The 12,994-nt window shown below is 60.9% G+C and carries 13 protein-coding genes; 7 read left to right on the top strand and 6 right to left on the bottom strand.

The annotated features are described in order from the left end of the window. Positions 1 to 13 precede the first annotated feature (13 nt). The 3 genes from LC343_RS04710 to LC343_RS04700 all read left to right on the top strand — a co-directional run bounded on the left by LC343_RS04710 (position 14) and on the right by LC343_RS04700 (position 1,901). Positions 14 to 1,153 (top strand): AI-2E family transporter, encoded by a 1,140-nt coding sequence (locus LC343_RS04710; RefSeq protein ID WP_223475923.1) that lies wholly within the window; start codon positions 14 to 16, stop codon positions 1,151 to 1,153. Further along, positions 1,150 to 1,470, top strand: a complete 321-nt coding sequence (locus LC343_RS04705) for an ElaB/YgaM/YqjD family protein (RefSeq protein ID WP_223475922.1) — start codon at positions 1,150 to 1,152, stop codon at positions 1,468 to 1,470. Before LC343_RS04710 ends, LC343_RS04705 begins: the two co-directional genes overlap by 4 nt. Before the next feature lie 74 nt (positions 1,471 to 1,544). After that, on the top strand, positions 1,545 to 1,901 hold the full coding sequence (locus LC343_RS04700) for a hypothetical protein (RefSeq protein ID WP_223475921.1): 357 nt from the start codon (positions 1,545 to 1,547) through the stop codon (positions 1,899 to 1,901). 5 nt (positions 1,902 to 1,906) lie between these two features. On the opposite strand, the gene LC343_RS04695 is transcribed toward LC343_RS04700, so the two are convergent. Both LC343_RS04695 and LC343_RS04690 read right to left on the bottom strand, forming a co-directional pair. Continuing rightward, complete coding sequence (locus LC343_RS04695; protein WP_223475920.1) at positions 1,907 to 3,526, bottom strand: CHASE domain-containing protein; 1,620 nt, start codon at positions 3,524 to 3,526, stop codon at positions 1,907 to 1,909. Positions 3,527 to 3,754: 228 nt separating this feature from the next. Then, positions 3,755 to 4,540 carry an IclR family transcriptional regulator gene (locus LC343_RS04690; RefSeq protein ID WP_223475919.1) on the bottom strand — a complete coding sequence of 262 codons (786 nt, stop codon included), beginning with the start codon at positions 4,538 to 4,540 and terminating at the stop codon, positions 3,755 to 3,757. 291 nt (positions 4,541 to 4,831) lie between these two features. Here LC343_RS04690 and LC343_RS04685 point away from each other — a divergent pair, with 291 nt between their 5' ends. Continuing rightward, positions 4,832 to 5,797 carry a 2-dehydro-3-deoxygalactonokinase gene (locus LC343_RS04685; protein ID WP_223475918.1) on the top strand — a complete coding sequence of 322 codons (966 nt, stop codon included), beginning with the start codon at positions 4,832 to 4,834 and terminating at the stop codon, positions 5,795 to 5,797. Then, on the top strand, positions 5,794 to 6,441 hold the full coding sequence (locus tag LC343_RS04680; protein ID WP_223475917.1) for a 2-dehydro-3-deoxy-6-phosphogalactonate aldolase: 648 nt from the start codon (positions 5,794 to 5,796) through the stop codon (positions 6,439 to 6,441). The genes LC343_RS04685 and LC343_RS04680 overlap by 4 nt, the downstream gene beginning before the upstream one ends. Before the next feature lie 66 nt (positions 6,442 to 6,507). Here LC343_RS04680 and LC343_RS04675 read toward each other — a convergent pair whose 3' ends face one another. The 4 genes from LC343_RS04675 to LC343_RS04660 form a co-directional block, all read right to left on the bottom strand. Continuing rightward, positions 6,508 to 7,773: a TRAP transporter large permease gene (locus LC343_RS04675; protein WP_223475916.1), complete on the bottom strand. Its 1,266-nt coding sequence runs from the start codon at positions 7,771 to 7,773 to the stop codon at positions 6,508 to 6,510. Next, the gene (locus LC343_RS04670) at positions 7,770 to 8,297 is read right to left on the bottom strand and encodes a TRAP transporter small permease (RefSeq protein WP_223475915.1); all 528 of its coding nucleotides are present in this window, start codon (positions 8,295 to 8,297) and stop codon (positions 7,770 to 7,772) included. Before LC343_RS04670 ends, LC343_RS04675 begins: the two co-directional genes overlap by 4 nt. Positions 8,298 to 8,480: 183 nt before the next feature. Beyond that, positions 8,481 to 9,521, bottom strand: coding sequence for a TRAP transporter substrate-binding protein (locus LC343_RS04665; RefSeq protein ID WP_223475914.1), 1,041 nt, complete (start codon positions 9,519 to 9,521; stop codon positions 8,481 to 8,483). A 75-nt stretch (positions 9,522 to 9,596) separates the two neighbouring features. Then, positions 9,597 to 10,562 carry an SMP-30/gluconolactonase/LRE family protein gene (locus tag LC343_RS04660; RefSeq protein WP_223475913.1) on the bottom strand — a complete coding sequence of 322 codons (966 nt, stop codon included), beginning with the start codon at positions 10,560 to 10,562 and terminating at the stop codon, positions 9,597 to 9,599. 92 nt (positions 10,563 to 10,654) lie between these two features. Here LC343_RS04660 and LC343_RS04655 point away from each other — a divergent pair, with 92 nt between their 5' ends. Beyond that, positions 10,655 to 11,578, top strand: a complete 924-nt coding sequence (locus LC343_RS04655) for a LysR family transcriptional regulator (protein WP_223475912.1) — start codon at positions 10,655 to 10,657, stop codon at positions 11,576 to 11,578. A 367-nt stretch (positions 11,579 to 11,945) separates the two neighbouring features. Then, positions 11,946 to 12,965, top strand: coding sequence for a substrate-binding domain-containing protein (locus tag LC343_RS04650; RefSeq protein ID WP_223475911.1), 1,020 nt, complete (start codon positions 11,946 to 11,948; stop codon positions 12,963 to 12,965). Positions 12,966 to 12,994 lie beyond the last annotated feature (29 nt).

Below are 12,994 nucleotides of genomic sequence, written 5' to 3'. Positions count from 1 at the left end.
TGGAAAAGCCTAGATGCTCACCTTCAACAGCCTGCTTTTTCGATCGCTCGCCACGCTATCGCTCCTGATCGCGCTCGTGGCGGCGCTGTATTTTGCGCGGGCTGTTTTTTTGCCGATCACGATGGGGCTGCTCGTCGCGCTCGTGCTTCACCTGCCGATGAACGCACTTGCGCGGGCAGGCCTGCCGAAAATCCTGGCGGTCGTCGTCCTGATCGCTGTCGTCGCAGCCGTTCTTGCGCTGATTTTCGCGCTGATGTTCGGGCCGGTGGAAACCATCTTCGACACATGGCCCCAGATCGTCTCCGAACTGCGGGCCAAGTTGTCTCACCTGCGCCTGACCTTTGCAGCTGCGGAGCAGGCGGGCGATGCCGTCGCGAAAATTGCCGATGACGTCAAGGACATGGTCAATGACCCCGAAGTGCAGGAAGTCGTGGTGCGCGAGCCGAATTTTCTCGCCCGCGCAGCGACGTCATTCGCGGACGTCTTCACCGGCATTGTCGTCACCCTCACCATTTCCGCCTTCGTTCTCGTCATGCGCCGCCCCTTCCTGACGCTGGCGACGATGCCGTTTTCGACGACCGGAACGAAGCTTCACGCCGCACGGATCTGGAAAAGCGTCGAAGGCGAAGTCAGTCATTTCTTTCTTGTCACCAGCCTCATCAATGCGGGCCTCGGCACGATCGTCGGCCTCGCCCTGTGGGCGCTGGACGTGCCGATGCCCTATGCATGGGGGATCGGTGTCGCCCTGCTGAATTATATCCTGTTCGTCGGACCTGCGATCGGCACGGCTGCGCTTTTCGCCGCCTCGATCATCACGTTTGACACGCCGTTCCAGATCTTCGCGCCGCCATTGACCTATCTGGCGATCAATTTCCTGGAGGCGAATTTCGTCACGCCGCATTTCCTTGGCCGCCGTCTCCAGGTCGCGCCGCTTACGATCGTGCTGTCGCTTCTGTTCTGGGGCTGGTTGTGGGGATTTGCCGGGCTCGTCATCGCGGTGCCCGCGCTGGTGGTGCTGAAGGCGGTCTCGGACAAGGCGGCGCCGCTGGCCGATCTCCGCCGTTTGCTGACGCCACGCAGGCAACCGGGCAGGGCAATGCAACCACAACTGTTCCAGCGCGTTGTGGGTATGGAAACAAGGAGTAATTCATGACAACCGCAACGAAGACCCAGGGAAATCGCAAGGACGCCGATTTCGCAGCCGAAATCGAAGGACTGCGCAAGGATTTCGAAGCGCTTGCAGAACGTTTCACAACTATTTCGGACGCCGGTGTGCGTTCGGCGCGCGACTATACACGCGAAAAAGCCGCGGCCGCCCTCGACAAGGGCGAAGGCGTGTATTCGGAATTGTCGGCGCGCACGAGCGAGCTTGAACAACAGGCGGCCGACCAGATTCGTCGTCACCCGCTTCAGGCCCTCGGCATAGCGGCAGGTGTCGGCTTTCTCGCAGCGCTCCTGACCCGTCGCTGATAGTCATGCTGTCAGGAGCAAAATTCCTGGCGGGAGTCTTTCGATCCGACTTCGCGCGTTTGCGCAGGCGTGTCGTGACTTCCGCCATCTTCTATGGTGTGGCCGGGCTGGCCTTCGTCGCCGCCGTGTTTCTTGGTGGTGCGGCCGGTACGGTTGCCCTTGTCGAACGTTTCGGCGTTGCGGAAGGCTTGGCTCTTTCCGGCGTGGCAGTGGCGCTCGTCGGCGGTGTCGCTTTGGCGATCCAGTCTATTTTGAGCCGCCGGACGCGCTATCGGGCGAGATTGGCCGCGCAGCGGCGCTCCGAAGCGCTTGCCGAAGTTGCCGACGACGGATTGCGCCGGACACGTGAAGCGATCCCGGCGACGCTCCCCGCTGTCGCCGCATTGAGCTTTGCGCTCACAACAATGCTTCTCAGGCAGTCAAAGCGCTAGGCTGTTCAGGCGACCGCCTTTGCGGGAATGCGGAAAGTGACGGTCATCCCGTCTTCGTCGAAACGTCGTTCGATCTCGCCGCCGAGTTCGCCGCGAACATTCGCCTCGACGAGGCGCGTGCCGAAGCCTTTCCGCTCCGGCTCGCCCGTCACGATATTACCGAGTTCTGCCCACACCAGCCGCAGCATCCTCTTGCTGCCCTTTCCCTCGTAGGTCCAATTCACCTTCAGTTCGGCGTTGCCATCCGCGACGCCGCTGTATTTCAACGCGTTGGTCGCCATTTCGTGGAAGACGAGGCCAAGTGCCTGGGCGGCCCTTTCGTTCAGATTGATCGCGGGTCCCTCGACATGGGACGCATCCTTCTGGTCTCCGAAGACCTGCTCGAGCTCCTTGGTCAGGAGATCGCCCATATCGGCGCGTCCCCAATGCGAGCGAGCGAGGAGATCCTGCGCATTCGCCATGGCGTTCATGCGCGCCGAAAAGGACTTGTTGAAGTCCGCGATCGTGTCAGAGGACGAGGCGGTTTGCCGCGCGATGGCCATGACGCGGGAAATGGAATTCTTGATGCGATGTCGCATCTCCTGAAGCAGGAGCTCCTTCTCCTCGAGATTGCGCCGGCTCGTCTCGTGCAGGGCAATCGCCGACTCCACGGCCTTGTGCTGCCAGCGCGCGCCCGCCGCCAGTGATCCGGCGAGTACGACCAAAACGACACACAGGGCGTAGACCGGAAGGAAATCGGCATATTCGGCGGCGCCGCCAACTGAGCTGACCTCGAAACGCCACGTCCGCCCGGCGATTTCAGCCTGGACGGCCGTCTCCATGGCATCTTCCGGGCGCAGTTCATCATGGTTCGGCGACGCGTAAAGCAGCACCGCGTTGTTGTCGGTGACGTCGAAGGTTTTCAGGACGACCGGCAGTCTTGGCGGGGTTTCCAACGCCGCCACATGCAGGTCGCCGGCGCGGAACGGCGCATAGATGAATCCCGCCGGCACGCGATCCTGACCGCTTGTCGATGCTGCGGTGAAGAGCGGCATATAGACCAGGAAGCCCGCTTGCTTGACGCTGGTGATCTCCTGGACCAGTTCCACCGGCGCGGACGCCGTGGCGGCATTGCGCTCGACCGACGCCTGCATTGCGGCGCGTCGGCGTTCCTCGGAGTACATGTCATATCCGAGCGCCCTGTCATTGCGGGAATCCTGGGGTTCGAGAAGGACAATCGGCGTTCGGTACTGCTGGTCCGTTGCTTCCGGCCAGACCTGCCTGTCGATGTCATAATCGGATTTCAGACGCGTCTCGGCGCGATATTCCTGACCGGTGGGAATCCGCATCGCGTAACCGATGCCCTGGACGCCGGCATATGTCCCTTCGATGTCCAGTCCCGTCACGAATGACTTGAAGGCAGGGCTGAGGACCGTGCCGCTGTTGGCGGCAAAGAAGGCGTGTGTCGCGGCGAGAAGCGACAGATGCTGATCGACACGGGAAGTGACGCGGTCGACGGCTTCCTGAGCGCTCGATTCGAACTCGGCCTGCGCCGTTTCGCGGATCGCCTGGTAGACGATGAACGTGATCCCTGCGCCCAGAAACGCAATGACGAGGAAAACGATGGCGGGGAGAAAGCGCTTCATATCTTGAGTTCCGGACGACGTCTGTCCTTTATGCAGTTTTTTGGCGGAGAAAACATGCTCCTGCCGGAACCGGTATTATGTGGAGAATGCGGTCTGCGCAATTGCCTTTGCGTAAGGTCAGTATGCCCCGTGTAAATGCGGTGTGGCCGGGTCCCCTTGTGCCTTGGCGAATGCGCAGGCTCGAACCGGGATCGAACAGGAAGGTCAGGCCTTTCGCCTGTTGATGCATCAGCCGCGGGGGCCGAGCTTAAGTCTCATGTCGTCTTCGATTGCGGCCGCTGCGTCTCGCACAGCGCCGGCCCAGCCTTCGAGCTTTTCTCTCCCCACACGGTAGACCGGTGCCGTCACAGATATGCCGGCATAGAACGCGCGATGGACGGCGCCGACCGGCGCGGCAATGCAGTGAATGCCATCCTCATGTTCCTCGCGGTCGAAGGCGTTGCCGGATGCGCGAATCTTCGCGATTTCGGCCAGGAATGCGTCTGCATCGGGAAGCGTGTTCGCCGTGTAGCGATCGAACACGATGCGTTGGACGCGCTTGTGCAGTTCCGCGTCCGGCAGCAGCGAGAAGGCGGCCTTGCCAATTCCGGTGCAAAATGCCGGCGACGCATTGCCGATCTGGCTGTGCATGCGCACGGACTGGTGCGATTCCACCTTGTCGAGATAGATCACCTCCATGCCCTGCAGGACGCCGAGATGGATCGTTTCGCCGGTTTTTTCGTGCAATGCGCGTAAATGCGGTTCAGCTATTTCGCGAAACTGGTTCCCCGCCCAGGCATTGGAGGCGAATTTCAGCAGGCGTAGCCCAAGTCCGTAGGAATTGTCAGGGTTCACCTGCAGAAGGCCCTCGCCGATCAGGTTGGATATCTGACGGTGCAGGGTGCCGCGCGGCTGATCGATTTCGGCAAGCAGGTCCGTGAAGCGCATCGGCTTTTTCGCGTTCGCGACAACATCCAGCACGGCAATCGCTTTTCCGAGCGTGCCCGTGCCGCCATCTTCCCGCGCCTTGCTCATCGATGCTCCCGTGTTGGTGTTTTTGGCGAACCCGCGCGCAACGCCCTTGACATCTCCTGACACTAGGAAAATTATTCCAAATAATCAAACAAGGTTCCGAATAATGGAACTCAATTAACCTTCGGGCTGTTTGTGCGGACGGCGAGCGACCCTCCGGGAGGGTGTGATGCTCCCGATATCGGCGAAGTCGGCTTGCCAGCCTTACGAGGGAGGACGCCCAGTTATGAGGACCGTACTGAAATCCGCGCGCATGGTGACGGCAAAGGTCCTGATCGCCGATGGAGATATCCAGTGAACAATACCGCCAGTCCATCGCTTGTCGCCGTCGATTGGGGCACGTCGCATTTGCGGGTATGGCTGCTCGACCAAAACGGCCGGGTGCTGGCCGAGCACCGCAGCGACGAGGGCATGGGCGCCACCGCGCGCGAGCAATTCCACGCCGTGCTGGAGCGGCATCTTTCCGAGATGGGAGTTCCCGCGGACATCCCCGTGGTCATGTGCGGCATGGTCGGAGCGCGACAGGGCTGGGTCGAAGCACCCTATCTCGCCGTTCCGGCCGCGCTTGCCGACATCGCCTCCAAAGCTGTGCGTATCCCGGGGATCGCCCGGAACGTCCGCATCATGCCCGGGCTTTCGAAAACGGATTCCGACGCACCGGACGTCATGCGCGGCGAGGAAACACAGCTTCTCGGCCTGAACCGGCTCGCGCCGGTCTCCGGAGACAGGTTCGTCTGCATGCCGGGAACACATTCCAAATGGGCGCAAATACGCGATGGCACGGTGGTGGATTTCGCCAGCTTCATGACCGGTGAGGCCTATGCCGTCCTGTCACGCCATTCGGTTCTGCGTCATTCGATGTCTGCCGAAGGCGTCGATCCCGCATCGCCGGTCTTTCGCGAAGCGGTGCGCGCAAGCCTTGATTCTTCCGCCGATATTCTCGCGCGCCTTTTCTCGATCCGCCCCGCCGGGCTGCTCCTCGATCTCGAAGCAACGGACGCTTCAGCGCGGCTGTCCGGATACATGATCGGACAGGAGATCGCCGGCGCGCGTGCCCGTTTCGAATTGCCCGATCATGTAGACCTTGTCGGCGGGGAACCGCTCGGCACACTCTACGCCGAAGCGCTCAAGGTCGCGGGAACCAACTGCAACCGTTATGACAGCGACGCATTGGCAATCGCCGGCTTGACCGGTGCGGGCGCCGCGCCACAAAGAACCGGGATCGATGGACACCGCCCGATGGAAGGACAAGACACATGACAGGTCAAGCCGCATGGCCCGGACTGAACCGCGGCCTCGTCGCAATCCTGCGCGGCCTCGAACCCGGCAAGGCGCTCGAAACCGCGCAGGCGCTGGTCGATGCCGGTTTCGAGGCGATCGAGATACCGCTCAATTCGCCGGATCCCTTCCTGTCGATCGAGACGGTCGCCAATGCCTTTGGTGAGCGGGTTCTCGTCGGCGCGGGAACGGTCCTGACCCCCGCCGATGTGGACAGGCTGAACGAGGCAGGTGGACGCCTGTTGGTCGCTCCCAATATCGACGCCGACGTGCTGGCGCGGGCGGGCGAACATGGGATGATCACCATGCCCGGCGTATTCTCGCCAACCGAGGCACTAGCCGCGGTCAGAGCGGGCGCTTCGGCGCTGAAATTCTTTCCGGCAAGCGTGATCGGGGCGTCCGGCATCAAAGCCATTTCCGCGGTGCTCCCGGCGGGCACGGTGATCGGCGCCGTGGGCGGCGTGTCCGAACTCGACTTCGAAACCTACGCGGCCAATGGCATTCGCCTCTTCGGCCTCGGTTCGTCGATCTTCCGGCCTGGCATGGAGGTGGCCGATGTCGCCGCACGCGCCCGCAAGGCGGTTCATGCATGGGATGCGGTCTTCACGGGGACGCTGGAAGCCTGAACAATACCGACACGCGTCAAACAGGCGCTCGGCGTTTGCCATATCCGACGCCCGCCCGAAACGCGGCTATTTCAACGACACCAGAAAGAGGCTGATCTGCGGGAAGAACAGCAGGATCAATAGCCCCGCGATAATCGTCGCGATGAATGGAATGACACGGCGAGAGACCTCTTCGATCGTCAGGCCTGAAATGCCGCAGGCTACAAAGAGATTGACCCCCAGAGGCGGGGTGAGGAACCCGATTTCGCTTGTAACCACGAGCAGGATGCCGAAATGGATCGGGTCGATGCCGAGTTGTTTGACCAGCGGCAACAGAATCGGCGTCAGAATGATGACCGTCGACAAGGTCTCCATGAACGTGCCCAACACGATCAGGATCGCACATATCATCAGCAACATGAGCGTCGCGTTGTCGGTGATCGAAAGCAGGGATGCGGCGATGCGCTGCGGTATCATGTTGAGCGCCAGAAACTCGCCGAAGAAAATCGCCGTACCCATGATGACGACGAGGCCACCGCACACCGTGCTGGCTTCCGAAAGCGCCCCCCAGATACCCGAAAAGCCGATATTGCGTTTGATCACCGCGCCAACGAACAACGCATAGACCACCGCGACGATAGAAGCCTCCACCGGCGTGAAGATGCCGCCATAGATGCCGCCAAGGACGATGAAGGGCGTGACGAGCGAGAATTTCGACCGGTAGACCGTGCGCAGGAAAACGCCCATCTCGAAGCGGTGGGCCTTGCCCTTGTAGCCATTGCGGCGGCTGAGCAGATAGGTGGTTCCGACCAGCAATGCGCCCATCAGAAGGCCGGGCAGCAGGCCTGCGAGAAAGAGATCGCCGATCGAAACGGACGCCAGCACGCCATAGACGATCATCGGATTGCTTGGAGGCAGCAAAATACCGAGCGTTCCGCCCGAGGACGCAACGGCAGCCGCGAAGTCCTTGGGGTATCCGTCTTCTTTCATCGCCGGAATCAGCAGCGTGCCGATGGCGGCGACTGTCCCCGGACCGGAACCGGATATCGCAGCGAAGAACATGCAGGACAGGATGGTCACGATGGCGAGCCCGCCATAGGCTTCGCCGACGATCGAACGCATCACCTCAATGATGTCGCGGGTGATGCCGGCGCGTGCCATAACTGCGCCGGCCAGCACGAAGTTCGGGATCGCCAGCAGCGGAAAATTGTCGACACCGTCGAACAGGCTGTGGGCGAGCGAGGCAAGCGGGATGGGCGAAGCCAGCAGTTCGTAGAGGGATGGTACGCCCAAGGTCACGAATACCGGCACGCCGATGAAAAGGCAGGCCAGGAACAGCAGGACGAAGGTCATGCCATTGTCCCCTTGTCATTCGCTTCCGCTTGTCCTTCGCCTGCGATCAGCGGCTCACCATGGCGCCAATAACGCCACTGGCGCTCGACAATACGCAGGATCATCAGGGCATGGGCGACCGGGATGATGGTGTAGATGTAGGCGAGTGGCAGAAAGAGCGACGTCGAATAGACCGGGTATTTCAGCGTGCGCTGAATAAGCAGTAGGCCCGCGGCCACGACGAAGGCGTTGAACACGATCCAGACAATGTCCGCGAGCAGGAGCAGGTAGCGTTCAGCGCCCGGGATAATCCGGACAAACATCGTCACGCGTATATGCGTGCCGCGCTGGGCGGCGAGGCTGGCCGAGATGTAGACGAACCAGATGAAGGCGAAGCGCGAGATCTCCTCGCTCCACGACAGGCCCACATGCAGGACGTAGCGGAAGAAAATCTGGGCGGCGAGCACGACAACCAGCAGCACGAGACTGGCGTTCGCCACAACAAGTTCAAGCCTGCCAAATGCCGAAAGAATGCGGGGGTTCATCGTCAATGTCCCGAGACGCAGGGTTGGATCGAATAGTGCCCGGGCCGTCTTCGGGGCACGTTGCCGGCGGGCCGGATCGCTGCGGTGTTTTCTTGCGCAGCGACCGGAACCGACCGGTCCTCCCCGCTGGACGCTGCCGGCGGGAAGGCCTCAAGCAATAAACACGGAGCCGGAAGCCGGTCGCTAGTTCAGTTCGCCCGTTTCCTTGTAGTGCAGGGTTTCGTCAACCCATTCCTTGCCGCCGCCCACGAGGCTGTAGAGTGACGGCCAGGCACCGCGCGCCTTTTCGGCCCACACATCGGCGTCCTTGAGTTCACAGAAGGTGACGCCGTGTTCCGAGGTCAGCGCCTCGCGCACACGCGCACCATTCTCGGCGACGTATTTCGCATGTGAGATGTCCGTCTCCTCGGCAGACTTGAGGATAATCTGCTGGTCGGCCTCGGAAAGCGAGTTCATGAAGTCGTTGTTGATGACCACGACGGCGGCGAGCGGCAGATAAGTCGCTTCGGTTATATATTTGATATGCTCGTGGAAACCCATGTTGAGTATGACATCGGTCGGGCTGTCGAAGGAATCCACGACACCCGTCGCGATGGCGCCGAATGTCTCGCCCCAGGCGATCGGATAAGTCGATACGCCCCAGGATTCCCACATCGCCGTCATCACCGGGTTCTTCGGCGCGCGGATCTTCAGCCCTTTCAGATCGTCGATCGTCGAAATACACTTGTCCTTCGCAAACAGGCTGCGGAAGGAATTGGTGAAGCCGCCGACCACGCGCAGGCTGCCGCTTTCGGCGAGCACGCGCTTGTTGAGTTCATCGCGGTAAGGGCCGGAGCTCAGAAGACCGCCTTCGCCTGTCAGGTCGTCCGGGCTCGAAGCGAGATAGGGCATGACAAGTACGTTGAGGGCGGGCGCGAGCTGCGCGACATTGTTGGAGGTGACGCCGCCCATCTGCACGGTGCCGAGCTGTACCTTCTGGGCGATGGCCTGTTCGGTGCCCATCACGCCGCCGTCTAGAACCTCGACCACGATTTCACCGTTTGAGTTTTCCTTCACCTTGTCGGCAAAGGTGTGCGCGTAGACGCCGTAGGTGTGATCGGGCGGACAGCAATGCGCATATTTGATTGTTACGCGTGGTGCTGCCGCAGCAGCAAGCGTGCCGGCATAGAGCACCGACATCACCATTGTCGCGACAAGACCCGCGACCACAAAAAGCTTTCTCATGATCTCCTCCGTTGAATTGCGGCCCTTCGGACCGGCTTAATGGCGGCGTCCGAAAACGTCACCAAGTCTTCTTCCTCAGTTTCCCCTCCCGCGCGGCTCTCCCTTGAATCTGGGCTCTGGGATGCCCTGGGCGTTGAGCCCGTGGATCGCAAACAGGCCACCGGCCTGCGGCTCTCGCGCAAGCTTTTTGTGATCCAGCGAAAAGGTCGCGGATGTCACGTAGAGAGCGTTCATGCGCTCGCCGCCGAACGCGCACATGGTCGGGCAGCTGACCGGCAAGCCGATGTGGTGCAGCAGGTCGCCTTGCGGCGAGAAGCAACCGATCGCGCCGCCCTCGAACAAGGCACCCCAGTAGTTTCCCCGGGCATCCACGGTGGCACCGTCGATACGGCCGCGATAGCTGCCTGTGTCGATGAAAGCGCGGCGGTTCGACAAGGCGCCGGATTGCTGATCGAGATCGTACCGGTAGGAGCGGTCCACGCGGCTGTCGGAGAAATAGAGCGTCGCTCCGTCCAGCGAAAACGCAAGGCCATTCGAGACAGTGATGCCGCTATCGACCTTTTGCCAGGAAAGGGTCTCTTCCAGGCGGTAGAGCGAAGCGTTCGGTTCAGCGAAGTCGCGGTTCATCGAGCCGCACCAGAACCGGCCTTGCCGGTCGACTTTGCCATCATTGAGGCGAGTGTCGGCGAGGTCCGGCTCGGGGTCGCCGATCCGTTCGATCCGTGCTTCGTCGCCGGATGCGAGGTCGACCAGTGCGAAACCCGAAGCCAGGCCAGCAACAAAACCGCCATCTTCGCGAAGGCCGATCGAGCCGATAACCTCCGGCAATTGCCAGTGATGCAGATCGCGCCCCGATGCGTCGCAGCACCAGATTCGGCACTGAAGCGAGTCGATCCAGAAAAGGCGTTGTCTGCGTTCGTCCCATATCGGACACTCACCGAGTTCCGCCGGTCCGCGCCAGATGCACTCGATGCGGATGTCACCGGATCCGCGTGTCGGATCGGATGCACTCTCTCCTGACCTGAATGCTCGCTGGTCCATTCGTGGCGTGCCGCCTTCCTCTTCCCGGCACGACGCTAGCAATTCGGCTAAATTCGGAATAATGTATTTTATAGGTATGATAATTACATAAAATGAATATCACGATACGCCAGCTCCAGTATGTCGTGGTCGCCTCACGAAAAAGATCGATCCAGGGCGCGGCCAGCGAGTTGAACATCTCGACCTCATCGATCCTGATGGCGATCGACAAGTTCGAGCAGGAGTTCGGTATCCAGCTTTTCGTACGCCAGCGTGCCAAGGGTCTGGTGACGACGGCAGCGGGCGAGAGCGCGATCGCGCGCACCATTCGCATGCTGGACGAGGCGGAAGCATTTGTTCGCGACCTGAGTGGCGGCGGCCAGGTTCTCTCAGGCGAATTGCGGGTGGGATCTTTCACCTCGATTTCGCCCAACATAGCGCCGCAGGTGATCCGCGAACTGCGCGCCGCCTTTCCCGAACTGATCGTGCATCTTTCGGAAGGCGACATAATCTCGATCCAGCGCAGCCTGCGGGACGGCGCCGTCGACATCCTCCTGACCTATGACGCGGGTCTGTGGGACGAATTCGATTTCGAGTTCCTGGCCAAGGCGCCGCCGCATGTCGTGCTGGCAACCTCCGATCCGCTGGCAGAAAAGGAGCGCATTTCACTGGAAGACCTGTCGGACCGTACCTTGCTGTTGCTCAACCTTCCGCAGTCGCGCAATTACGTGCAGTCGATCTTCGAACATGCCGGCGTTCGGCCGGGGCCGATCCAGCGCCTGGAATCGTTCGAGATGGTGCGGGCCTCAGCCGCGGCGGGGCTGGGGGCGGCGATCCTAAACATCCGGCCTTGTACCGACACCACCTATTGCGGACTGCCCGTCGTCTGCCGCCCGCTGGTGGAGGCCGAACCCTGTCCCAACATCGTGCTGGCGACGCGTCGGGGAAGCCGGGTCAGCCGACGGGCGCAGGCCTTCGCCTCCATCTGCCGGCAATTCTTTGAATCGGACAATGCCCGCCATCTGTTCGTGAAATGACGTGTCGCGGTCCCGCTGCCGACTCGTCATGGCCGCGAAAGCGATTTTCAAATAAAAAAATGAAATAAATCAGCTATTTATCCTATTCATGATGGCGTAGGAATGCCGCCGTCGATCATAAGGCGTTGGCGGATGAGTGCCTGACTGGAGCGAAACCTGCGAACGATCCAGCAGGGCGTCCAAATCGCTTATCAGAGCAGTGAAATAAATTTCAGGCAAAGAAAAATATTTCTTGTCGATTGACTCGACTTGCGCGCTCTGCTTTATCCCGTGATGCGATAAATATCGTATCGTGAAATATCTTGCAGGCGTGACTGGAGGATGTCACAGTAGTTGCGTGGGCGAGATTCCACAGTGGAGGAGAAGCATGAGGAATTTTCACAAGGCTGCGGCTGTCGCCGCGGCGACCTTGACGTCTGCCATATTGTTGCCCGCGACGGCGTCGGCGCAGGACGGCTTCAAGTGCGAAGAGGGCGAGACCTACATCATGAACGTGATGGTCTCCGCGCACCCCTACTGGGTGCCCGTCTATCAGGGCTTCAAGCAGGCCGCGGAAGCCATGGGTTGCGAAACCGTCTTCTCGGGCACGCCCGATTACGACATCACCAAGCAGATCGCATCGTTCGAGCAGGACCTGGTCAAGCAGCCGGCCGGCATTCTTCTGCATCCGATGCAGTCCGATCCGTTCATCGAGCCGATCAACCGGGCGATCGACAGCGGCGTGGAAGTCGTGACCTTCGCGGCGGATTCGCCGAAATCGAACCGCACCGCCTACATCACCTCGGACAACGTCGCCGAAGCCAAGTTCGCGGCCGAGGAGATCGTCAAGCAGGTCGGTGAAGAGGGCCAATACGCAGTTCTCGAAAACCCTGGCCAGAGCAACCATGACCTGCGTGTGACGGAACTGATTTCCTACATGGAGCAGAACTATCCGGGCATGAAGCTGGTCGGCCGTCAGGCGACCAATCAGGACAGCAACGCGGCCTACCGCGCGACGGCTTCCATTCTGCAGGCCAACCCGGAACTTGACGCGATGTGGATCCCCGAGGCCGGCTCGGCCGAAGGTGCCGTTGCGGCCGTTCTGGAGGCCGAGGCCGACGTGCTGATCATGCATGCCGACGTTACGCCCACGACGCTGGAGCATATCAAGGCCGGCAATATCCACATGGCTTTGAACCCGAACCAGGGCGTCCAGGGCTTCATGGGTTTCGTGACAGTCTTCATGGCCGCTCACTCGGACATGTTCGATCCGTTCAACGACTACAAGGTCTCGGGCTACAACCCGATGCAAATTCCGTTCATCGACAACGGCTTTGCAGTGATTACGAAGGAGAACGCGGATTCGTTCGATCTGAACAAGTACATGGAAGGCCGGGATCCGAGCTGATCCCGGTCCGCAATCGCGTTGCCCGCGCC

This window comes from Oricola indica (assembly GCF_019966595.1).
Classification (GTDB): domain Bacteria; phylum Pseudomonadota; class Alphaproteobacteria; order Rhizobiales; family Rhizobiaceae; genus Oricola; species Oricola indica.
This window is presented reverse-complemented; position numbering and strand designations above follow the sequence as displayed.

Coding starts and splice junctions, on each gene's coding strand:
- LC343_RS04710 (WP_223475923.1), top strand. CDS start 14: ATGCTCACCTTCAACAGCCTGCTTTTTCGATCGCTCGCCACGCTATCG.
- LC343_RS04705 (WP_223475922.1), top strand. CDS start 1,150: ATGACAACCGCAACGAAGACCCAGGGAAATCGCAAGGACGCCGATTTC.
- LC343_RS04695 (WP_223475920.1), bottom strand. CDS start 3,526: ATGAAGCGCTTTCTCCCCGCCATCGTTTTCCTCGTCATTGCGTTTCTG.
- LC343_RS04690 (WP_223475919.1), bottom strand. CDS start 4,540: ATGAGCAAGGCGCGGGAAGATGGCGGCACGGGCACGCTCGGAAAAGCG.
- LC343_RS04680 (WP_223475917.1), top strand. CDS start 5,794: ATGACAGGTCAAGCCGCATGGCCCGGACTGAACCGCGGCCTCGTCGCA.
- LC343_RS04675 (WP_223475916.1), bottom strand. CDS start 7,773: ATGACCTTCGTCCTGCTGTTCCTGGCCTGCCTTTTCATCGGCGTGCCG.
- LC343_RS04670 (WP_223475915.1), bottom strand. CDS start 8,297: ATGAACCCCCGCATTCTTTCGGCATTTGGCAGGCTTGAACTTGTTGTG.
- LC343_RS04665 (WP_223475914.1), bottom strand. CDS start 9,521: ATGAGAAAGCTTTTTGTGGTCGCGGGTCTTGTCGCGACAATGGTGATG.
- LC343_RS04660 (WP_223475913.1), bottom strand. CDS start 10,562: ATGGACCAGCGAGCATTCAGGTCAGGAGAGAGTGCATCCGATCCGACA.
- LC343_RS04655 (WP_223475912.1), top strand. CDS start 10,655: ATGAATATCACGATACGCCAGCTCCAGTATGTCGTGGTCGCCTCACGA.
- LC343_RS04650 (WP_223475911.1), top strand. CDS start 11,946: ATGAGGAATTTTCACAAGGCTGCGGCTGTCGCCGCGGCGACCTTGACG.